Here is a 20,588-nt window from a genome sequence, read left to right as displayed (position 1 = left end):
ATGAATAGACTAACGAAAAAATTCAATGAAAAGGGCTCAAATGAGAAGCTCATGAGTCTTTTCATTACGGCAGGGTATCCCACTTTAGACGCTACTGTGGAACTAGTTTTAGGAATGGAAGAGCAAGGGGCTGATATCATCGAGCTGGGGATTCCATTTAGTGATCCACTAGCAGATGGGCCGACTATTCAATACTCGAGTGATATTGCTATATCAAACGGCATTACCATTGATAAGATTTTTGAAATGGTAACTCAGATTAGAACACAATCTGAAATTCCAATCGTTTTGATGGGGTATATGAACCCGATATTACGCTATGGCGTGAAAGCTTTTTGCGAAAAAGCATCTGCAGTAGGAGTGGACGGCTTAATATTGCCAGATATTCCAGTGGATGAAGAAGGAATTATTACCGAAGAGGCGAAAGCGAATAACATTCCAATCATTTATTTAGTAGCTCCAAACACTTCGGATGAACGGATGCAGCTTGCAGATCAGAAATCAGATGGTTTTGTGTACTGCGTAAGTGTTACCGGAGTAACAGGTGCTAGAGATGGGGATGAAGTATCTAATTCTGTAGATCGGTTCATCGAAAGAGTTCGAACCAATATCACCAAAAATCCTGTTATGGTTGGCTTTGGCATTAAGTCCTACGAGGATGCAACTCGTATCGCATCAAATGCCGATGGATTTATCGTTGGAAGTGCCCTAATTAATGTTATTCGAAATGCTTATCCTGATTCCAATTGGAAACAAGATCTATTTTCGTTTGTTAACACTTTAAAATTTGGAAATAAATAACCTATTATGTCATTAAAAACACATGTCTTAGTATTTACATTAATTCTGTTAGGGGGATTAGTAGCCTGTGATGGTGATTACAGGTCGAGAGCCAAGGGATCTATTAATGAAGTTTTTGTTGTAATGGATTCAACAGCCTGGGAAAGCGAAACGGCAAATGCCATTCGTGAAACCATTGGTAAGTACCAATTCCATATGCTCAATCCAGAGCCTAACTACCGTCTTACCTTTACAGATGTTCGTACGCAAGCACATATGGAACGCATTCAAAGTATGAAGAATGTGATTTTCGCAGGTCCTATCGACGACTCTACTTCTGTATCTACTCAGATACGAGCCTTTTTAGATGCTGGCGTAGAGCAAAAAGTTAGAGCAGGTGAAAGTTTTGCTTTTCCAATCAAGGATCAGTGGTACAAAGATCAGTATGCATTGATTCTGACATCTACTTCTGATTCGGCATTAGCTCAAAAAATTATTAACTCCGAAAGAGCTTTAAATGCTGATATCCTTGAACGAGAGCTTAAACGATGGACAGAAGATGTGTATGAGAAGAAAGAGCTGACTTCACAATTCGATTCATTGTGGACAGAAAATGGCTTCAAGCTTCGAATCCAACATGATTACTACAAGCGTATTGATACTACTGATTTCGTTTCCTTCCGTAGATCATTGCCTGAAAACGACCGTTGGATGTGGATTTGGTGGAAGAACAATGTGAATGATATCAGTTTCTTAGATGATGAATGGATAAATGCTACTCGTGATTCACTGAATCAGCAGTACATCAAAGGTTCTAGAGATGACCAATACATCTCAACGGAATATAACGAACGCATTAAAATGAGAACCAACAGTTTCCAAAAAGGACGTTTATTGGCCTATGAGACTCAAGGTTGGTGGAAAATGATGAACGGCGCGATGGGTGGTCCATTTGTGAACTTTACCTATTACGACCCTGCTACAAACCGATTATTCATGATTGAATATTCTCAGTTTGCTCCGTCTGTACAAAAGAAACTCCCATTTGTTCGCCAGTTTAGAGCAATGGGGCGTACCTTTGAAAGTGATTCTACATTTACCATAAATAATTGAGTGAAAAAGAAGACAAATTTAAGTTTTTAAGAGATGCCCTTGATGAAAGAAGGGCATCTCATCGTCTTCGGGAACTCAAGCCCTTAGCGTTCGAATTTGGTGGGGTAAACATCAAATTCAATGGACAAAGCTATATCAATTTTTCTTCCAACGACTATTTAGGGCTTCGACACCATCCAATGCTTATTCAGCGTGCAAAAGAATACGCGGATAAATATGGGGTAGGTTCCGGCGCATCTAGGCTTGTAACAGGAACACTTACCATACATTCTGAACTGGAAAAGAAGCTAGCAGATGTATTCGGTACAGAAGCCGCATTGCTCTTCAATTCTGGATATCAAGCCAATACGACCGTGCTTCCTGCTTTGGCTGATCGTAATTCGCTGATACTGGCGGATAAAAAAGTACATAACAGCCTCATACAAGGTGCTCTATTAAGCAATGCTACTTTTAAACGATTCAAACACAACAAACTTGATCATCTTGAAAAATTGCTTCAAGAAGCATCTGAAAGTTCCTACAACCGAATATGGATTGTAACAGAAACCGTATTCAGTATGGATGGGGATCGAAGTGATTTAGAAAGCATTACTCAATTAGCTGAGCAATATAATGCTTTGTTATACATCGATGATGCTCATGGGATTGGAGTGATTGGTAAAAACGGGCTTGGTTTGTCAGATGAGCATCATGGTATTGATATTCGTTTAGGGGCGTTTGGTAAAGCCTTTGGTGGTTCAGGAGCTTTTGTAGCCTGTTCCGAAGAGATGAAACAGTATCTCATAAATTATGCTGCGGGCTTTATTTACAGCACAGCTATGGCGCCAACTGTTATCGGGGCTTTACATGCAGCTTTAGAGTTAATTCCAAGCATGAATAAAGAGCGAGCCGAACTGCATGATTACATCGAATATTTTCGCTACGAAGTTGAAAAGCTTGGTTGGGACACTGGAGCTTCTAATAGTGCCATCATACCCGTGATAGTAGGAGAGGAAGAGGAAACATTATCATTGTCTAACTTCTTGCTAGAAAATGGATTATGGGTATCAGCTATCAGGCCACCTACGGTGGAAAAGGGTGCTTCAAGAATTCGGATTACCCTTACAACAAAGCATACAAAAGCACATATTGATCAACTTTTGAAAGCATTAAGAGCATGGAAAAAAAGATAGAGATTTTAGCATATCACGGTTGGGGCTTTGATGCCAGTTTTTGGGATGCTTGGAAAGAGCTGTTGCCCACGGATATTGTATTTAAAACCGCCAATAGAGGGTATTTCGATAAAGCATTTCATCCTCGTTTTGAAGCAGACACGAAATTCCGTGTAGTGTTCTTGCATTCATTCGGATTGCATTGGTGTAATTCAGGGATCTTAAGTAAAGCGGATGTAATGGTGATTTTTAATGGATTTGGTGATTTTCTACCCGATGCTGAAAACCTAAAAACCGTGGCGGAACGAGGTTTAGAGGGAATGATCGATCAGTTCCCTAAGAAACCACAACAAGTGCTAGATCGCTTTTATGGTTCTGCTTTTGCCCCCAATTCAACCGGGAGGGTGCCATCGGGTTCCCCTAACAAAGTACCGCTCTATGAAGATCTTCAGGCCTTACGCTCCACACGTTTTCCAATGATTGACCTCGATTTTGGTTCAACCATGATTGCTCTAGACGGCGACAGGGATAAAGTATTACTGCAACCCCGTGGGGCCGATATCATTGCGCCACATTATTGGACGAAGCATTCAAAGGTTTTTGAAGGAGTTGGACATGCACTTCCTATTACAAAAACTCAAGATTGTTGGTCGTATCTCTGCTCATTGATTCCTATTTTTGAACGCTATGAAAACAATCGTTGAGCCCCCAATTACTTCTTCTATAAAAGATTCCTTTTCTAAAGCAGCCGAGAACTATCATCAGCAAGCAGAAGTGCAGTTAAAGGTAGCTGAAGGAATAATTTCGTCGTTAAGACCTTGGAAGAACACCTTACCTGAAGGACCTATTCTTGAAGTAGGCTGTGGAACGGGCTTTCTCACAGAGCAGCTAATCGCTGAATTCCCTCAAAAAGAGATGCTAATTACAGATGCGGCTGAAGGGATGCTTTCATTTTGTAGAGAACGCCTTACTGAAATTGACCTACTAACAGAACGGATTCAATTTTCAACCTTAGATGTTGATACTGCCGCTATTGAAGAGAATAAGTATAGCTTAATTGTTAGTAATTTTGCGCCACAATGGTTTAAAGATACAGCGCTGGGTTTGGAGAAATTGAGCCAGATGCTAAAGCCCGGTGGATTGCTCCTTTGTGCCTTTCCTGGAAATCATAGTTTCGAACAATGGTATAAATACTGCTTGGCATTGGGATTGCCTTATACAGCTAATGCTCTTCCAGATGTAGAGGAAGTGGTGATCAAGTTGTCTATGGGGCCCGTTCAAGTAGACTATTATGAGAACGATATTTATCAAAATTTTGATCACTCCCTCGACTTTTTCCGCCACCTTAAAGCCATTGGCGCCTCTACAAATACAAGTGGTAAAAAATTGTCAGCCAAGCAATTAAAGCTTTTAACTAATTATTGGAATGAACAACAAAGTGAAGGCATAAAAGTTAAATGGCATGTTGTTTATATAGCCGCTAAAAAAGACGGATAGAATGAAATTACCTAAGCAATTTTTTGTAACAGGAACCGACACGGGAATTGGTAAAACTATGGTTTCGGCCATGTTTATGTCGGCTTTAAATGCCACCTATTGGAAACCTGTACAAGCGGGTTTGGATGAAGAAACCGATACTGAATTCGTAACTCGTGTTGCTGAATTAGATGAGAGTCGTATTATTCCTGAACGATATCGACTCGAAACTCCTATGAGTCCACACGCCGCGGCAGATATTGATCAGGTTCAAATTAAACCAAGTGATTTCGAACTGCCCAATTTTGAAACTGAACACTTGATTGTAGAGGGAGCTGGTGGCTTAATAGTACCCATAAACTGGCAATTCACAGTGATTGATCTCATCAAGCAACTTGATTTACCCGTAGTGTTGGTGGCAAGAACTTCATTAGGCACACTTAACCACACTTTGTTAAGCATAGAAGCTTTGAATAATCGAGGTATTGAGGTATGTGCTGTCATCTTAAGCGGTGATGAACACCAAAGCAATAAAGAAACTATTGAGCACTTTGGGAAAGTACCTGTTTATCATCTTCCCATGCTTTCAACAATCAATAAGGAATCCTTAGTAGAAGCCTTTCAGAATCTATAAATCACTGACCGACTTTAAAGTAAGTCCTATTAGCTATGCATAAAAACATTTGGCATCCATTCACTATCATCAAAGATGCTCCGGAACCATTAAAGGTTAAAAGTGGCAAGGGAGCGTATTTAACCTTAGAAGATGGTAGAGAGATTTTAGACTGTGTGTCGAGTTGGTGGGTTAATATGCATGGACATAGCCATCCCGATATAGCAAAAGCCATTTATGAGCAAGCTTCTACACTTGAGCATGTGATTTTCGCGGGTTTCACCCATGATCCAGCTGAGCAACTGGCCGAGCTTATCACTGCGGAACTTCCTAAAAACCTCAATCGGGTGTTTTTCTCTGATAACGGTTCTACAGCGGTTGAAGTGGCTATGAAAACGGCATATCAGTATTGGGCAAATAAGGGGCAGGAACGCAAAACCTTTATCTGTTTCGAAGGCGCATATCATGGGGATACTTTAGGGGCAATGTCGGCCGGTGAGCGTTCAATTTTTACGGAAGTATTCAAAGACTGGATGTTTGAAGTGGAAGTGATTCCATATCCAGAAACATGGATTGGAGACCCTGAAAGAGCTAACAAAGAAGATGATATCATTGAGACCTTAGAAGGCTTATTAACCGATCATCCTAATAAATATGCCGGAATACTGATGGAACCTTTGGTTCAAGGTGCTGGTGGAATGCGAATGTGTTCAGAGGAATTCTTACAAAAAGTGCATTGGTCTAATCGTCAATTCGATACGTTACTCATCTTTGATGAAGTAATGACGGGCTTTGGGCGTACGGGCGACTATTTTGCCTGTAAACGCGCTCAAGTTGAACCAGATATCATTTGCCTTAGTAAGGGGATTACGGGCGGTTTCATGCCATTATCAATAACCGTAAGCAGTGATGAGATCTATGAGAGCTTTAACTCAACCGATCCTATTAAAACATTCTGGCATGGACATAGCTACACGGGGAATCCTTTGGGATGTGCGGCTGGTATCGCTTCCTGGAAACTGCTAAAAGAAAACGAATGCATCTTCAAAGGAATGGAAACCATTCATTTGAAAAACTTCGAGCGGTTTAAAGATCATCCAAGTTTTGAAAAACTTAGAGTGAAAGGCACCATTGCAGCTATGGATATTGTTACGGAAGAGGAGACAGGATACTTAAATCCAGTTGCTAAGCGCATCAAAGAAGAATGTGTGAATCATGGATTATTGTTGCGACCGCTTGGGAATGTGCTATATCTGATGCCCCCTTATTGTGTAACTGAAGAGGAATTAGATAGGGTGTATAGCACAATCCTTGAGTTGGTGTGATTGGGTTCTGATAATTTTCTTAAATAGTTTAAGTATTCCCTTCTCATAACTATTTCAAAGACATACTAAGAATCATAGGCATAAAAAAAGCCTCACAACAAGCGTTATGAGGCTTTAGAAAATGGGAGGGTGGAATATCAATCGTTGGAGCGGAATACCGACCAAGCTGCGATTCCTAATACAGCCGTTACACTACCTAGAATAATAGCGAGGTTGGCATCACGCTGAATCTTCTCGGCTTTAGCTAAATAATCAGAGCCTAATCCGCGCTTTGCAATGATATTCTCTAGATTTTCAATTTTCTCTTCTAGTTCCTTACGTGTTCTTTCTTTCAAATTCATGAATAGCCGTTTTTGTTGTTTTGGTTTACTTCTTTAAAGCATCATTACATCAATTTGTTTCTAGGATTAATCCTATTAATCTAAATACGATGCTTTCTATAGGTATATGCTTTTGTGAGCTGTTTCATTCCTTCAATGTCTGTTTGATGGGTAGAACTATAGGCTTGTTTAATGGCCTGCAATTGTTGCCGGGTTCGAAGTCCCATTATTGCTGAAGAAACAGCATCAGCATCCAATGCAAAATGTATACTCTGTTGAATGGGGTTGTGGCTGCTATTTAGTTCCTTCTGAACACGCCTTACATCATCTTTAGTATGCTCTAAATACTCTTTGGGTTCTTTATCAATCAGGAGGCCTTTGGCCAGTGTGCCCCTTGTTATGGCTGATATACCTGCTTTCCTCAGAGCATTCAATACCCATTCCTCAGGCCGGCGATCTAATAAACTATACTGAACCATTACGCTATCCATATTGGAATGATCAATCCATTTGTTGATAACATTAGGCCGAATGCTAGAGATACCATAAGCTCTAATCTTGCCTTGTTCTTTTAGCCTTTCAAATGCTTCTACTATCTCATCAAATGGATCGTCTAGAGTGCCTCCATGAAGTTGATAGAGGTCTATATAGTCGGTGTTAAGTCGCTTTAAGCTTTTATCGATGGCGCTTAAAATATACTCCTTGCTAGGTTTCCATTCCCATCCAGATCCATCTGCTTTCCATTGATTACCAACTTTTGTAGCAATGTAGATATCTTGCCGAATGGGTTTTAGTATTTCCCCCAATAAAGACTCATTATCTCCATTATCGTAGAGGTCTGCCGTATCAAAAAAATTGATACCAAATTCGACGGCTTCATGGATTAGCTTATGGTTTTCAGAAGAGTCTAATTCAAGCGACATTGCCCCGAAACCAACTTCACTCACCAATAAATCAGATTTTCCGAGTGAATGATACTTCATAGCTTATCTTTTGCTCGAATCTTATTTATCAGCTTTAGCAATAACCCAAATAGCGTGGATAATCCCAGGGATGTAACCCAAAATGGTAAGAATGATGTTTAACCAAAATGCACCACCGATTCCTACGGTCATAAATACGCCCACTGGAGGTAGGATTACAGCGAGAATGATTCTTAGAATACTCATAGATATAAATTGATAAAGTTTAGAATTAAAACGTTTAACTCAATACCTATACTATTTCAATCGGAGGGTAGTTCCAAATGATTCGAACAAATAATCTTAATAGGCATTTCAATTAAAAAAATGCGTTCAAGCTAATCCTAAAGCTGTAAGCTGAAGCATCAAATGGGGTTTGTTCAGAAAATGAAAGCTTCGTGATTAAATTTCGAGTGAGTTTGTAGCCAATCACTGCGGTAATACGCTCTACGTTATCATCCCATTGAATTTTCTGATTCGATTGTGGATCATCGGCTTCTATGAAATGAAGAAGTTCAGCTCGAATAGCAAGATAAGCTCCTGAGTACCTTGGAGGCTCATATTTGATATCAATGTTGGTGGATATATTGCTGAGTGAATAAGTCTCTAGTTCACCATTCGTAGTTTCTGAAAAAGCTACTCCATTGAATCGTGGAACTTGCCAGTTCGAATAAACTACTTCTCCAACAATCTCGAAATAGGTGAATGAGAGGAGGTAGTCGGTTCCAACTAAGAATTGTGTAAAGGAAGAAAAATCAGTTTGCTCTTGTCCCGATTCGTTGATTGGATCGTCTTGCAAAAAATTACCATATGACAATGATAAACCTTGGTTCCAATAGATATTGGGGTTGAATTGAAGTCGAGCCGTGGCTGCAATATTCCCCAATGAAGATCGCTCTGCTTTACTTATGGGGGTGTTGTTAGTAAGGGCAAAATCTAGAAACCAACGGTCTTGCTGTATTTCCCATAATCCTCCAAGACCGGTAGTATACCCACCAAAATATAAAGTGGTGAGCCCAACATCGCCTTCATCGTATTCCACATTCGTATTGTTTCCAGCTTGTGGCCAATAGCCTCGTATGTCAGAAATATTGGTGAAATAGGTATAGGCTAATGGGAGACGGGTGAACACTCGATCTACGCTTAATGGGCGTTTAGAATAAAGCCCAAATGGAGAGACAAATCGGCCAGCTTTTAATATCAAAGATCGATTGGGATCATCCCATGTAATTGAAGCTAGGGCAATTCTTGGGTCGTTTAAAGAACCATTTCCCCAAGTATCAAGTTGTAGCCTACTTTCAAAAAAGAAGTTCTGGCTAATAGGAGCAATCATGAAAGCATTGAATTGGGTGATGGCCAATTGAGCTTCTTTATATTTTGAGGGTACTCCATTGGTTATGAATCGCGAATCCTCGCCCCCTTGATTCAATTCAAAATCGATGGAACCATTCCATTGAATCTGTGCAAAACTAGGTGCTGCAGTTACTCCCAAAAATAGAAGAGTGCATAGCAGGGTGGTAGTGTTGAAATAAGATTTAATCATAATGTACCTCAACAACATCGAAGTTTTGTGAAAAGCCCTTCATAGACTTAGATAATTTAGAACCGAACTTGAATTTAGTATCTAGATGAAATTTCTGAACTAGTTCCTCAGATATCAGAATCTGATTATCATCGGCTTCCGAACACAGTCGAGCACAAAGATTTACTTCCGGGCCTATAACCGTGTAGTCCATTCGTTCTTTAGCACCCATATTTCCTAAAACCATTTCTCCATAGTTCACTCCAATGCCTAAGCCTCTAAATATCCCATCATTTTGACGATCTTTTTGAAACTGTCGCTGTATAGCAATAGAGCATTTCAATGCACGGTCAATACAATCTGGTCCTGAGAAAAGGGCAATCATCGAATCACCAACGAACTTATCTATAGAACCATTAAACTTTCGTGCACAATCAGCTTGATGACTAAGTGTTTTATTTAGGTGACGTATGAATTCTGTAGGATCCGTTTTCTCAAGTGTTGCTGTAGAACCTCGGATGTCGGTGAATAGTATAGCGAGCTTCTTTCGAGAGCCTCCTAATTTCACTTCAGAATCACTCGTGCTTTTAATCATTTCTAAGGTGTGATCGCCTACATATTTAGAAAGAGCAAATCGTTCACGTAAACCCACAATCATCTCATTAAAAGTTCTTGTGAGTATACCTACTTCATCATCTGTTCTAGGCTGTACTTCGATGTCTAGTTTACCTTGACGAACCTCGAGCATAGCTTTTGTAAGTGATTGTATCGGTTGAGAAAATGCCCTAGCGATGAAGTATGCTAAAGGGATTACGATGGCAATACAGATTAACGCAATAATGATGATGTTCTTCTTTAGAACGTCAAGTATTTGAAACTGCTCTTTTACAGGTACATAGGCGAGATAAAACGCTCGTTCACTTTCACCTAATGGACTCATAAAAGCTAGAATCTCTTCTCCATATAAATTACTTCTAAAAGGTGGTGTAATTTCAAGTGATGAAACTAAGGTGTCGATAGTTGGGGTAAGGGTTTGGGCAAAAGCACGTAAACTTTCAACTTCACGAGAGGTTGTGGAGTAGGCAATAGGTTGATCGTCTAAGTACATTACCACTTCTAACGGGGTGTTTTGCTTTAAAGCACTCGCTTCGGTGTCTTGAAATTTTGAACCCAATGTAGTGGTACCGATAATAATATCGCCTAGGTAAACAGGGATGGATACCACTTGGTATAGTTCACCATCAATAGCCCATAATTCTGGCCAAATGACTTCTATACTTGGTTCTATACCTTGAAGAGCTTGACTTATACTAGGGCGGTGAACTAATGAAGCACCACTTTTACCTGGATTATTTAACCAAGCTAGAACCGTTCCATTTGGGTCGGTGACCACGAATAAATCTGCTTTAATGAAGTAGGCGAACTCTTGAATACTTTGCTGCATAGTAGGGGCATCACCGAGCTCAACATTCGCTTTAAAGGTTGAGTTTTCGCTAATTAAATAGGCCGATTCAACCAATCGATCATACTGTAAACTCTGTTGTTTCCTGAAAAACCCTTGAAGTTGGCTGAAATCCAGAACGATATCTTCGTTAATAGTACTGGAAAACGTATTGTTCACTGCTGAAAGAACGGCAGTGAGAACCACTCCCGTTAGCCCAACTAGGAGTATGATTAATTTGGTTCGTATTCTAAGTTTCATGCTTACCCAACCACGTTTAGCGTAACCGAAGTTTCTTGATTCGACTGTATGGTTACATTCTGAGAGATAATTTCTAAACCTGGGCTAAACACTCTGATTTCGTATTCGCCATCAGGTAGGTTTGGCAACGTAAATGTTCCGTCCTCATTTACTCTGGTAAAATAGGGGGTATCTAAACTTAAGATAGTTGCATTCATTTGAGAATGGATGTCGCAGAATAAACTTATAGGTCCTACTCCAGTAACTTTCCATTTTGGAGGATCTATTTGGCGACTATAGACATCACCAGTTGGTCGCCTTCCAATATTAAATCTTGAACCAGGAGTTAAACTAAACACATTGTGGAAGAAGGGATCATCATTTACAAACTGTACGATCGTGCCAACAGTAACGGGAGTTACATTTGGCGTGAACTCCGCATTTTTTTGCCGAATCGGTGTTTCTTTACCACTGATGTCATCAGGTAGTTCATAAGATACTGGATGCGCACTAACTATGGTATTTACATAGGGGCTTGTGTTTTCATCACTACTATTAGTAGAGTTTGAGCTGCCACCTCGATTTCTATAACCTGAACCTCGAAAGCGTCGAGTATTAGTGTTATTAATAGGGATAATTACTCTACCACTTAAATCACCCGAAGCGGATATATGGATAATTTGAGCGGAAGCTTGTGGGGCGTCATTGGATGTATAGGAGGCTAAGAATCCAGCAATTAGTAAGAGCACCCCTTGAAAAGATATATACTTAAGCATATGAGAATTTTTTCTATAACTACGACTTCTATTGTACCTTGGATTGAATACAATCTAGTTTAATTATCGAAAAAATCTAAGAAGTGCTAAAGTTAAACCGTTTACTGCTCAATCAGCGTAATGGTAAGGGTATCTGAAGCTACACTCCAAGGATTCACTTTATCATACACAACCCAAGCATCTTTGAATACTCGTTTTACGAGTTTGGAATATTCAAGGGCGAAGTCACGATCATGAAAATCACCAACATGAACGCGATAGTAGGGTGTTTTGAAAAAGGTATAGGTTTCGGCTTGGTAGCCAGTTATGGATGTATCGGCCCATGCTCTGAACTGAGAGGCGATCGTATCGGCACGAGTTACACTTTCACCAGAGTAAATTTGAACTCTGAAACCACGAGTTAAATCAACTTCTTCCTCAACTACTTTTTTGATTTCCTTGTATTCAGCTGGAATGTCATTTGAATAAGCAGCGTAAGAATCACTTAAACTGCTTATTAAAGGGGCTGCAGTATCGTTATTACCTTCAGTAGTTTCAGTGGTGTTTCCTTCATTTGCGGAAGGAGAGTCTGATGGAGTGTCAATAGTTTGGCTACTTGAAGAACACGCCAATACCAATACTGATAGAATAAGTAATAAGGAAGAAGTTTTTTGCTTCATTAGAATCCTACGGGATGCCAAGTGGTTTTAGTTTCCTGGAAATCTGTTATGAAATACGGACTTTCATTTTCGTGATCGTACCAATCTTCAATGTTATGGCGAACTACTCGCTTCAGGTTATTTGAAGCTAGTTCATCCATCTGCTTTTTCGACTCTTCGTCAAGAACATCGGTAGCGAACACTGCATTTACATCCATATGAGAGCTAAAATGTTCCAATAATTCTTCACGAAGTCCTGTGATGATGTTTATTACACCGCCCGGAACGTCCGAAGAGTTAAGTACTTCAGCAAAACTAATAGCAGGAAGTGGATATTGTTGAGAAGCTAAAACTAGACAAGTATTCCCTCCAGCAATAACGGGTGCTATTACAGAAACTAAACCTAATAATGGGCTGTTTTCAGGAGCAATGATAGTTACAACTCCTGTAGGCTCTAAAATACTGAAGTTAAAATGTGCGCTTGCTACAGGGTTTACAGAACCAAATACTTGTTGGTATTTATCGGTCCAACCAGCGTAGTAAATCAACCGATCAATAGAAGCATTGATGTCGGCTTGTGCTTCTTCAGCTTTAAAGCCAATACTGCTTAATTCTTTCACAAACTGGTCACGCCGGTTTTCCATCATTTCTGCAATTCTATAAAGAATTTGACCACGATTGTATGCAGTTCTAGAGCTCCAGCCTTTAAATGCTCCACGAGCAATTTTCACAGCATCACGTACATCCTTACGAGAACAACGGCATGCATTCGCTAAAAAATCACCTTCACTGTCATATACTTTGTAATAATGACCAGATTCACTGCGAGGAAAAGCTCCTCCAACATAAGTCTTGTAAGTTTTTTGAACTTCTATTCTATCTGACATCTTTACCTTATTTCAAATTAACGTATGCTGCGAGTCCATGTAAGCCACCTTCACGACCTACACCGCTTTCTTTATAACCACCAAATGGAGAGGTAGGGTCAAACTTGTTGTATGTATTTGCCCAAACTACTCCAGACCTTAACTCTTTACCTACTTTAAAGATCTTAGAGCCTTTGTCGGTCCAAACACCACCAGCTAAGCCATATGGTGTGTTATTAGCTTTTTCGATGGCTTCATCAGCTGTTCTAAAAGTTTGAATGGTTAATACAGGTCCAAAAATTTCTTCCTGTACCACTTTATTACTTTGTGAAACATTGCCTAAAAGGGTAGGGCGAATGAAGTAACCGTTCTCAGGAATACTGCATGAACTTTGGTACACTTCAGCACCTTCTTCAACACCAACTTCTAGGTACTTATTAATAGTTTCAAACTGCTGCTTAGAATTGATGGCTCCAATATCAGTATTCTTGTCCATTGGATCGCCCACGATGAGGGTTTCTAACCTATCTCTAAGTTTCTGCATCACTGTATCGGCAATACCTTCTTGAACAAGTAGTCGAGATCCGGCACAGCAAACATGTCCTTGGTTAAAGAATATCGCATTGATGATACCTTCAACGGCTTGGTCGATAGCGGCATCTTCAAAGATGATAAGTGCACCTTTTCCACCCAATTCTAAGGTGTACTTCTTGTCGGTGCCTGCAAGCGACTTCTGTATAATCTTTCCAACCGTTGTAGATCCAGTAAAAGCTACTTTATCAATGTCTTTATGATTTACAATCTCAGCCCCAGTTTGTCCAGCACCGGTTACAATATTAACCACGCCTTTTGGAAGTCCTGCATCTTTAACTAACTCAGCAAACATCATTGCCGTTAGCGATGTAGTTTCGGCTGGCTTAAGTACAACAGTGTTACCACACGCTAATGCCGGTGCTATTTTCCAAGCCAACATTAGAAGAGGGAAGTTCCATGGAATAATTTGTCCACAAACACCGAGTGGTTCAGGGCTTTTACCTGGGAATGCATAATCTAGTTTATCAGCCCAGCCCGCATAGTAAAAGAAGTGAGCTGCGGCTAAAGGCACATCTACATCTCTGGATTCACGAATGGGCTTTCCACCGTCTAGTGATTCCGCAATTGCAAACTCACGTGCTCGCTCTTGTAACATACGAGCAATGCGGTAGATGTATTTTGATCGACTTTTTGCCGAAATATTCGACCATTCGCCTTCAAATGCTTTGCGAGCCGCTTTAACAGCTTTGTCAACATCTTTTTGGGTCGCTTCAGCGAATTCCGTGAGCTCTTCTTCATTCGCAGGATTTACACTTTTAAAGTAAATACCCTTAGATGGTTTCTGGAATTTACCATCAATGAAAAGCTCATAGCGTTCTTTAATGTCTAAATTTGCAGAACTCTCAGGTGCTGGGGCATATTCCCAAAGCGATGCAAAATCTAACTTAGAGTTCGGTGAGGTCGGCTTATAGCTCGTATCGTTTTTAGTAGTCTCTGACATGAAATCCTCTCAGAATCTTAATCAATTGAAAAATAGTCGGGTCCTTGGTAGTACCCACTTTCTTGTTTAGCAATTTGCATAAGCAAATCATTGGCTAACGAACTTGCTCCAAAGCGGAACCACTCGTTATTCAACCATGCTGATCCAAGTGTTTCTTTAACAAGCACTAAATATTGTAAGGCTTGCTTAGCAGTTCTAATTCCACCCGCAGGTTTCATTCCAACCATTTTGTTGGTTTTATAATAGTAATCACGAATGGCTTCTAACATCACTAAAGTAACGGGCTGCGTTGCTGCAGGACTGATTTTACCTGTAGATGTTTTAATGAAGTCAGCACCAGCTTCCATAGCAATATCACTGGCAAGGCGTACATTTTCATAAGTATGTAATTCACCGGTCTCTAGAATAACTTTGAGGTGAGCATCACCACAGGCTTCTTTGATAGCTGCAATTTCATCAAATACTAGGTTGTATTCCCCTTGAAGAAAAGCTCCACGGGTTATAACCATATCTACTTCGTCAGCACCTTCATCAACGGCGAACTTCGTATCATCAATACGGATATTAAGCGGAGCCATACCACTCGGAAAGGCTGTAGCTACACTCGCTACATTGATCTTAGTGCCTTTTAAACTTTCTTTTGCTGTACGAACCATACTTGGATACACACATACAGCGGCTACTTGAGGGATGTCTTTCAAGTAGGGATGAGGCTGCTTTGCCTTTTGGCACAGCTGTTTTACTTTGCCTTCTGAATCTTTGCCTTCAAGGGTGGTGAGGTCCACCATGCTCAGTGCAAGTTTAAGCGCTTGCATCTTCGATTCTTTTTTAATGCTTCTCTTGTTCAGTCGGCTGACTTTTTCTTCAACCGCCACATGATCTATGGGAACAGTTTTAAATTCTTTAATCAAGGTAATCTTTTTTTGTAAGGAATTAGTCTAATATAACTCTTAATAGGTGTTAACTTAAACCACAGAGGGAGTACAATGCGAAATTTCAGGGAAGATAAGGATTATTCTGTGATTAATGGACCTTTTAAAATAAAAGCTTCATCACGAAATGGTCATACAGCTACAATCGACTTAAAAGTTAATGGAAACCTAATACGAACGGTTTTGCCAGGCCACGATTTAGAGGAAGAATTAGGCACGATTGCAGAGTTATTTGAAGGACAAGAAGAGGTGAAAGTATATGTTAGAAGTTTGGTTAACAATGTAGCAGCCCACCCAAAATCTTTAATAACCATTACCATCGAGAATAATGGCGATACACAAGAATTTATTCATGATGAACCTTTCCAAGATGAAGATGGGGAAGTGCATGATTTAATTCGTTACAAAAACTATTTCAATCTGGTGCGATCATGAAAAAGTTTTATCTATGCTTAGCATTGGGACTATTTTTAATATCCAATGCTACAGCTCAATCCACCGACTCCCTGAAATTCGATGATCTAGTTGCTCCACAAAGCCCGGGGTTTCAAATATTAGGCATCTCACCTCAAAGCATTTATCGCCCAACTTCTACCAAAGCTCTTGGTACCTATTTTTTAAATAATATTGATGAAAGCGCAGGTTTAGTAAAAGATGTAGCCATTGAATTTACCCTTTATTGGCTCAAAGCAAGACCAAATTTAACCTTCCAAGAGTATTTCGAAATCGATAACAACAAAGGAGAGAGTCCATTTTGGGATACCATTAAAAAGACTTTTGTAATCTCTATGGCTACTACCGACTATGAATTTGAGGGAGATTCATTGTCCGGTAGAGCCTGGGGATTCGGTTTTAGAACAATGTTAGTACGCGGTACCCCTCACGTTGCAAAGCGTATTGAGATGCTAGCGAGACTAAGGCAAAGTAACTTTGTAAGTAATATTTATAACAACTTAGATGATATTTTGGATGAAAATGAATTGTCGAGGGAGGAGCTTTTAATAGCTGTTGAGGCACAATTTGATCAGTATATAAATGATCCTGATTTAGTAGTTGGAATAAATGTAGAGGAAATCACATATACCAAAAAAGCTACTTTGGATTACCTAAAAGAGGCATTGCCGAGTAAACAAGCTGATTTTCAAGAGTTTATTTTAGGCATGATTTCCAAAAGTGTAAGTCCGGTTATTCGGGAAATTAGGGATGAAGATTTAAATCGAACGGGACTTCAAGTTCAGTTATCAGGGGCAACTTCCTTACTGATTCCAAATAATAATGTTGAAGGCACAGAAGGTGGTAATTACGGAGTGTGGATCACCGCGTCGCATTCGGTTAGTAAAGAAGGTGACCTACAATTTTTGCTTTTAGCACGGTATCAAGGATCTTTTCAAAATATAGGTGCAACTAATAAAGATATAGGGATTAGCTTAGCGCAATCTAGCGGGAATTATGATATCAGTGTTGAATTGATTCATCGAAGTACAAAAGAAGAATATGAAACACGAGACTTTTCGGGTAATCCTATAACAGCATTTAATAAAGACAATGCACTTCGGTTCACAGCCAATGCTCAATTTAAAATTTCGGATGTAGCTAATTTGAGCTTTAATGCAGGAAAAGATTTCGAATCTAAGATTAGCACAAAAACGAATCTTATTGCATTAATAGGAGTGAATTTTGACTTATTTAGAAACAGTGTGCTCAAATTTTAGGAAGCCCATTATTGGACAGTAATATAGAATTTTGTTAATTCATTGCGGTGCAATAATAAGCCAGAGTAATCTGGCATTAACAAATTGAGGAGAAATAATGGAAGAAGTAATGATTAACTGGTATGCAATAATTGCAGCCACTCTAGTTGGTTTCGTAATTGGCTTTGTTTGGTACGGGCCATTATTTGGTAAAGCATGGATGAAAGAAGCTGGTTTAACAGAAGAACAAGTTGAAAATGGCAACATGGCGAAAATATTCGGCCTAACTGCAATTTTTCAGTTTATTATGGCCTATTGTTTGGCTATGTTTTTTGGAAATGAAATTGATGCAACATCAGGAGCACTTTACGGTTTCTTAACCGGTTTTGCATGGGTAGCTTTAGCGATGGGAGTTTCAGGACTCTACGAACAAAAATCTCTAAAATATATGCTCATAAACGGTGGTTTCTGGACTATTGTATTTACACTAATGGGACTGATTATTGGCGCGTGGAGATAACAGCTTTGTAAAGCTTCTCATATTACTATTCATTGGTACAGGCTTTTGGGCTTGTACCTCAAGAGAAACAACCCCAAGTAAGAACTATAAGATTGCATACAATGTGCTCTACGATGGGTATGCAAACGATTACGAGATTTTTGTGATGAATTCTGATGGTTCAGAGCAAAAAAATGTCTCATTAAGTTCGGGCGTTGATTGGGTATATCACGCACATGGTGATCGACTATACTTCATATCTGACAGAGACACCACATCTAGAAACTACTTCTTATATGAGATGAAATGGGATGGAACAGAAGTACGTCGTGTTACCGACTTTCTAGTTCATGACTCATGGATCGATAGCCGGAATAATGGTACTGAATTAGTTGTAGTACCCAATTTTGGTGAAAACCAGCCACGGAATTTATATCTCATTGACTTAGAAGGAAACATCCTTCAACAACTAACTGATAATATGTTCAATGATGATGATCCTTCTTTTTCTCCCGATGGATCACAAATTGCATTTAGATCCAATCGTGGTGCGAATACCGAAATTTTCATAATGAATGTGGATGGTTCTGAATTACGCCAACTCACTGAATATCCTGCTGATGATACTAGTGCATACGATTGGGAATACCATGCTGGGCCGCCACAATGGGTAGATAGCACTCGAATTACCTACATCTCAAAGCAAAATAATAACTACAGCATTTTTTCTATTTCACCTTTAACGGGCGAAAATTATCAGATGACTCCAGATACTACAGAAGAAGGCTTCCCATCGAATGAGGGATGGCATACTTGGTTACCTGATGGTTCGGAATACACTTATAATTCTACCGATTGGAGAGGTAACTTTGATATCTATGTGATGGAAATGGACTCCAATAATGTTCGAAAACTGACTTACAACGATTTATATGAGCAAGCACCTGTCTTCGTATTCCCAGTAGAAGAATAAGAGACTTATAAGTTCAAATCTAAATCAATCGATTGTACTTCTTCTATGTACCCTAGCTTAGCTAGAGGCACTAGAACTGCTCCTAGCAGGAACACCACTCCCATACTATATAACCCCCAAGCAATTTCATTATGCAATGGTAAGAGGTCTAATGAGGTCAGTATATTCGAAAAATCATGAGCTGATTTAGATAAATTCCCAAGCAGTGGTAACTGCATGAGATTAGCATCTGCACAATAGGCCGCCGTATCCAGAAATGAAAAACCTAACCAGTATAAAGAAAGCTGCATAATTTTAGATTTCTTCGCTCTATAGGTGTACCCAAAAATTAGAATTGGGATTAGAATCTGAAGAAGTGTGCCACCAAGAATGGTTAGAAACCTCCATCCAAATATTCCAAATAGTGTATGCCCAGCTTCATGGATGATTAGTGTTAGGTTATCCATGATGAAGTACACCCAAGAAAAGGGGAAGGGGTGATTATAGTTAACCGCAAAGAATATGTTGTATTCTAAGGCCCACCAGAACTGCTTGAGGATTAACCAACTAAAATAGATGAGTAGTAAAGAAAGCCACCATTTCTTTATAAAACTCCATATTTGATCTTTAGTTGGTTTACGTGCCATTAATGATCCAAATCGTTGAATGTCTTTTGCCCATAAACAAAATATCGCCAAACCAAGATGAAGTTATACTTACCTGTTATTAATTTCGGACGGGGGATTTTGCTATTAGATCGTTTTCTCTGAACTTGGTTTAAGGACTTAAAAAAATGAAGATGAGCCTTAGCAATGGCACCAAATTCTTTAATATTACCTGAAAATAGGGCTCTATACGCCGCTATCACATCTAACTTTAATCGAACTGGGAATCGAAAAAATAACTCATTAGTAGAGTAGTTCTTCCAAAGCATGAACAGGTTATTTCTGAAATTATAATACACTTTGCGTGGCGAGCCCATTGGAAGTGAACCACCCCCTAAGTGATACACTATACTTTCCGGAGTGTAATGTATTTTATATCCTGCTCGATGTACTCTCCAGCATAGATCTATTTCCTCCATGTGGAATTCAAAATCTTCATCGAAGCCCCCTAGTTGCAGGAATAGATTAGATTTTATAGCTAATGCTGCTCCACTCGCCCAAAAGATATTTCTATCTTCATGGTCATATTGTTGATAATCTTTTTCAAGATGATCAAATACTCTGCCACGACAGAAGGGGTAGCCATATTTATCGATGAAACCGCCCGCGGCACCCGCATATTCAAAATAGTCTTTTTGTTGATAGGCCAACATCTTTGGCTGCGCAGCACCAATTTGTTCGTCTTGAATAAATGTACGGTTAAGGGCATTTAACCAATCGGGCGAAACCTCTACATCATTATTCAAGAAGAGCATGATATCTTTGGAAGCGAATTCAGCAGCTCTGTTATTGCCTCCACAATACCCATAGTTGTCGTCGAATGTCTTAATGATTACTTCAGGAAAGTGTTCTGAAACCCATTCAACGGTACCATCTGTAGAGGCATTGTCGGCTAAAATGATCTCAAAATTTGGATAATTGGTAGCACAAACGGATGGGAGAAAGGTCTTTAGGTGATGTAGCCCATTCCAAGTTACAATGATGATGCTGAATCCTTTCAAAGAATGATGTATTTAACTTTTGTGTTAAGCTTTTTGTAGGAGAATTTAAGAAATTGTGTTTTCTTAGTTCCTAGGATATAAAAATAGATGA

Annotated in this window: 23 protein-coding genes; 11 read left to right on the top strand and 12 right to left on the bottom strand. The window is 39.5% G+C overall.

Features of this window, described 5'->3' with window-relative positions; genetic code table 11:
• The 7 genes from trpA to bioA are packed head-to-tail and all read left to right on the top strand — an operon-like array spanning nt 1 to nt 6,458.
• Complete coding sequence (gene trpA, locus B155_RS0102035) at nt 1-801, top strand: tryptophan synthase subunit alpha (protein ID WP_018126571.1); 801 nt, start codon at nt 1-3, stop codon at nt 799-801.
• Between the two features lie 6 nt (nt 802-807).
• Nucleotides 808-1,893, top strand: coding sequence for a DUF4837 family protein (locus tag B155_RS0102030; protein ID WP_018126570.1), 1,086 nt, complete (start codon nt 808-810; stop codon nt 1,891-1,893).
• Complete coding sequence (gene bioF, locus B155_RS0102025; RefSeq protein WP_018126569.1) at nt 1,890-3,065, top strand: 8-amino-7-oxononanoate synthase; 1,176 nt, start codon at nt 1,890-1,892, stop codon at nt 3,063-3,065. The genes B155_RS0102030 and bioF overlap by 4 nt, the downstream gene beginning before the upstream one ends.
• Complete coding sequence (locus B155_RS0102020; RefSeq protein WP_018126568.1) at nt 3,050-3,748, top strand: hypothetical protein; 699 nt, start codon at nt 3,050-3,052, stop codon at nt 3,746-3,748. Before bioF ends, B155_RS0102020 begins: the two co-directional genes overlap by 16 nt.
• Nucleotides 3,732-4,541, top strand: a complete 810-nt coding sequence (locus tag B155_RS0102015) for a methyltransferase domain-containing protein (protein WP_018126567.1) — start codon at nt 3,732-3,734, stop codon at nt 4,539-4,541. The genes B155_RS0102020 and B155_RS0102015 overlap by 17 nt, the downstream gene beginning before the upstream one ends.
• Before the next feature lies 1 nt (nt 4,542).
• Nucleotides 4,543-5,154 (top strand): dethiobiotin synthase, encoded by a 612-nt coding sequence (bioD, locus tag B155_RS0102010; RefSeq protein WP_018126566.1) that lies wholly within the window; start codon nt 4,543-4,545, stop codon nt 5,152-5,154.
• A gap of 35 nt (nt 5,155-5,189) precedes the next feature.
• Nucleotides 5,190-6,458, top strand: coding sequence for an adenosylmethionine--8-amino-7-oxononanoate transaminase (gene bioA, locus B155_RS0102005; RefSeq protein ID WP_018126565.1), 1,269 nt, complete (start codon nt 5,190-5,192; stop codon nt 6,456-6,458).
• 137 nt (nt 6,459-6,595) lie between these two features.
• On the opposite strand, the gene B155_RS0102000 is transcribed toward bioA, so the two are convergent.
• From B155_RS0102000 to deoC, 10 genes are all read right to left on the bottom strand, one after another.
• On the bottom strand, nt 6,596-6,799 hold the full coding sequence (locus tag B155_RS0102000; RefSeq protein ID WP_018126564.1) for a hypothetical protein: 204 nt from the start codon (nt 6,797-6,799) through the stop codon (nt 6,596-6,598).
• A gap of 80 nt (nt 6,800-6,879) precedes the next feature.
• A complete protein-coding gene (locus tag B155_RS0101995; protein ID WP_018126563.1) occupies nt 6,880-7,761 on the bottom strand; it encodes an aldo/keto reductase in 882 nt (293 codons plus the stop codon).
• Between the two features lie 21 nt (nt 7,762-7,782).
• Nucleotides 7,783-7,947 carry a YqaE/Pmp3 family membrane protein gene (locus B155_RS13710; RefSeq protein WP_018126562.1) on the bottom strand — a complete coding sequence of 55 codons (165 nt, stop codon included), beginning with the start codon at nt 7,945-7,947 and terminating at the stop codon, nt 7,783-7,785.
• A gap of 112 nt (nt 7,948-8,059) precedes the next feature.
• Entirely contained in the window at nt 8,060-9,283 is a 1,224-nt protein-coding gene (locus B155_RS0101985; RefSeq protein ID WP_018126561.1) for a hypothetical protein, read from the bottom strand.
• Nucleotides 9,276-10,964, bottom strand: a complete 1,689-nt coding sequence (locus B155_RS0101980; RefSeq protein WP_018126560.1) for an adenylate/guanylate cyclase domain-containing protein — start codon at nt 10,962-10,964, stop codon at nt 9,276-9,278. The genes B155_RS0101985 and B155_RS0101980 overlap by 8 nt, the downstream gene beginning before the upstream one ends.
• A gap of 2 nt (nt 10,965-10,966) precedes the next feature.
• Complete coding sequence (locus B155_RS13510) at nt 10,967-11,719, bottom strand: carboxypeptidase regulatory-like domain-containing protein (protein ID WP_018126559.1); 753 nt, start codon at nt 11,717-11,719, stop codon at nt 10,967-10,969.
• 101 nt (nt 11,720-11,820) lie between these two features.
• On the bottom strand, nt 11,821-12,378 hold the full coding sequence (locus tag B155_RS0101970; protein WP_018126558.1) for an SPOR domain-containing protein: 558 nt from the start codon (nt 12,376-12,378) through the stop codon (nt 11,821-11,823).
• Entirely contained in the window at nt 12,378-13,244 is an 867-nt protein-coding gene (locus B155_RS0101965) for an aldehyde dehydrogenase family protein (RefSeq protein ID WP_018126557.1), read from the bottom strand. Before B155_RS0101965 ends, B155_RS0101970 begins: the two co-directional genes overlap by 1 nt.
• Before the next feature lie 7 nt (nt 13,245-13,251).
• Nucleotides 13,252-14,757, bottom strand: a complete 1,506-nt coding sequence (locus tag B155_RS0101960; RefSeq protein ID WP_018126556.1) for an aldehyde dehydrogenase family protein — start codon at nt 14,755-14,757, stop codon at nt 13,252-13,254.
• Nucleotides 14,758-14,774: 17 nt separating this feature from the next.
• A complete protein-coding gene (deoC, locus tag B155_RS0101955) occupies nt 14,775-15,668 on the bottom strand; it encodes a deoxyribose-phosphate aldolase (protein WP_018126555.1) in 894 nt (297 codons plus the stop codon).
• A 75-nt stretch (nt 15,669-15,743) separates the two neighbouring features.
• Between deoC and B155_RS0101950 the strand changes: the two genes are divergently transcribed.
• From B155_RS0101950 to B155_RS0101935, 4 genes are all read left to right on the top strand, one after another.
• On the top strand, nt 15,744-16,124 hold the full coding sequence (locus B155_RS0101950) for a hypothetical protein (protein ID WP_018126554.1): 381 nt from the start codon (nt 15,744-15,746) through the stop codon (nt 16,122-16,124).
• On the top strand, nt 16,121-17,401 hold the full coding sequence (locus B155_RS0101945) for a hypothetical protein (protein WP_018126553.1): 1,281 nt from the start codon (nt 16,121-16,123) through the stop codon (nt 17,399-17,401). The genes B155_RS0101950 and B155_RS0101945 overlap by 4 nt, the downstream gene beginning before the upstream one ends.
• A gap of 97 nt (nt 17,402-17,498) precedes the next feature.
• Nucleotides 17,499-17,900: a DUF1761 domain-containing protein gene (locus B155_RS0101940; RefSeq protein WP_018126552.1), complete on the top strand. Its 402-nt coding sequence runs from the start codon at nt 17,499-17,501 to the stop codon at nt 17,898-17,900.
• Nucleotides 17,884-18,852: a TolB family protein gene (locus tag B155_RS0101935; RefSeq protein WP_018126551.1), complete on the top strand. Its 969-nt coding sequence runs from the start codon at nt 17,884-17,886 to the stop codon at nt 18,850-18,852. Before B155_RS0101940 ends, B155_RS0101935 begins: the two co-directional genes overlap by 17 nt.
• A 5-nt stretch (nt 18,853-18,857) precedes the next feature.
• Here B155_RS0101935 and B155_RS0101930 read toward each other — a convergent pair whose 3' ends face one another.
• Nucleotides 18,858-19,478 (bottom strand): hypothetical protein, encoded by a 621-nt coding sequence (locus tag B155_RS0101930; RefSeq protein ID WP_018126550.1) that lies wholly within the window; start codon nt 19,476-19,478, stop codon nt 18,858-18,860.
• Complete coding sequence (locus tag B155_RS0101925; protein WP_018126549.1) at nt 19,478-20,497, bottom strand: glycosyltransferase family 2 protein; 1,020 nt, start codon at nt 20,495-20,497, stop codon at nt 19,478-19,480. The genes B155_RS0101930 and B155_RS0101925 overlap by 1 nt, the downstream gene beginning before the upstream one ends.
• Between the last annotated feature and the right edge of the window lie 91 nt (nt 20,498-20,588).

The organism is Balneola vulgaris DSM 17893 (assembly GCF_000375465.1).
Taxonomy (GTDB): Bacteria; Bacteroidota; Rhodothermia; order Balneolales; family Balneolaceae; genus Balneola; species Balneola vulgaris.
This window is presented reverse-complemented; position numbering and strand designations above follow the sequence as displayed.

What these genes read in the sequence shown, in the direction of transcription:
- B155_RS0101980 (WP_018126560.1), bottom strand. Translation starts at nt 10,964, where the DNA reads ATGAAACTTAGAATACGAACCAAATTAATCATACTCCTAGTTGGGCTA.
- B155_RS0102015 (WP_018126567.1), top strand. Translation starts at nt 3,732, where the DNA reads ATGAAAACAATCGTTGAGCCCCCAATTACTTCTTCTATAAAAGATTCC.
- B155_RS0102030 (WP_018126570.1), top strand. Translation starts at nt 808, where the DNA reads ATGTCATTAAAAACACATGTCTTAGTATTTACATTAATTCTGTTAGGG.
- B155_RS0101950 (WP_018126554.1), top strand. Translation starts at nt 15,744, where the DNA reads ATGCGAAATTTCAGGGAAGATAAGGATTATTCTGTGATTAATGGACCT.
- B155_RS0101970 (WP_018126558.1), bottom strand. Translation starts at nt 12,378, where the DNA reads ATGAAGCAAAAAACTTCTTCCTTATTACTTATTCTATCAGTATTGGTA.
- bioA (WP_018126565.1), top strand. Translation starts at nt 5,190, where the DNA reads ATGCATAAAAACATTTGGCATCCATTCACTATCATCAAAGATGCTCCG.
- B155_RS0101965 (WP_018126557.1), bottom strand. Translation starts at nt 13,244, where the DNA reads ATGTCAGATAGAATAGAAGTTCAAAAAACTTACAAGACTTATGTTGGA.
- bioD (WP_018126566.1), top strand. Translation starts at nt 4,543, where the DNA reads ATGAAATTACCTAAGCAATTTTTTGTAACAGGAACCGACACGGGAATT.
- B155_RS0101960 (WP_018126556.1), bottom strand. Translation starts at nt 14,757, where the DNA reads ATGTCAGAGACTACTAAAAACGATACGAGCTATAAGCCGACCTCACCG.
- B155_RS0102000 (WP_018126564.1), bottom strand. Translation starts at nt 6,799, where the DNA reads ATGAATTTGAAAGAAAGAACACGTAAGGAACTAGAAGAGAAAATTGAA.
- B155_RS0101945 (WP_018126553.1), top strand. Translation starts at nt 16,121, where the DNA reads ATGAAAAAGTTTTATCTATGCTTAGCATTGGGACTATTTTTAATATCC.
- B155_RS0101995 (WP_018126563.1), bottom strand. Translation starts at nt 7,761, where the DNA reads ATGAAGTATCATTCACTCGGAAAATCTGATTTATTGGTGAGTGAAGTT.
- B155_RS13710 (WP_018126562.1), bottom strand. Translation starts at nt 7,947, where the DNA reads ATGAGTATTCTAAGAATCATTCTCGCTGTAATCCTACCTCCAGTGGGC.
- trpA (WP_018126571.1), top strand. Translation starts at nt 1, where the DNA reads ATGAATAGACTAACGAAAAAATTCAATGAAAAGGGCTCAAATGAGAAG.
- B155_RS0102020 (WP_018126568.1), top strand. Translation starts at nt 3,050, where the DNA reads ATGGAAAAAAAGATAGAGATTTTAGCATATCACGGTTGGGGCTTTGAT.
- B155_RS0101930 (WP_018126550.1), bottom strand. Translation starts at nt 19,478, where the DNA reads ATGGCACGTAAACCAACTAAAGATCAAATATGGAGTTTTATAAAGAAA.
- B155_RS0101985 (WP_018126561.1), bottom strand. Translation starts at nt 9,283, where the DNA reads ATGATTAAATCTTATTTCAACACTACCACCCTGCTATGCACTCTTCTA.
- B155_RS0101940 (WP_018126552.1), top strand. Translation starts at nt 17,499, where the DNA reads ATGGAAGAAGTAATGATTAACTGGTATGCAATAATTGCAGCCACTCTA.
- B155_RS13510 (WP_018126559.1), bottom strand. Translation starts at nt 11,719, where the DNA reads ATGCTTAAGTATATATCTTTTCAAGGGGTGCTCTTACTAATTGCTGGA.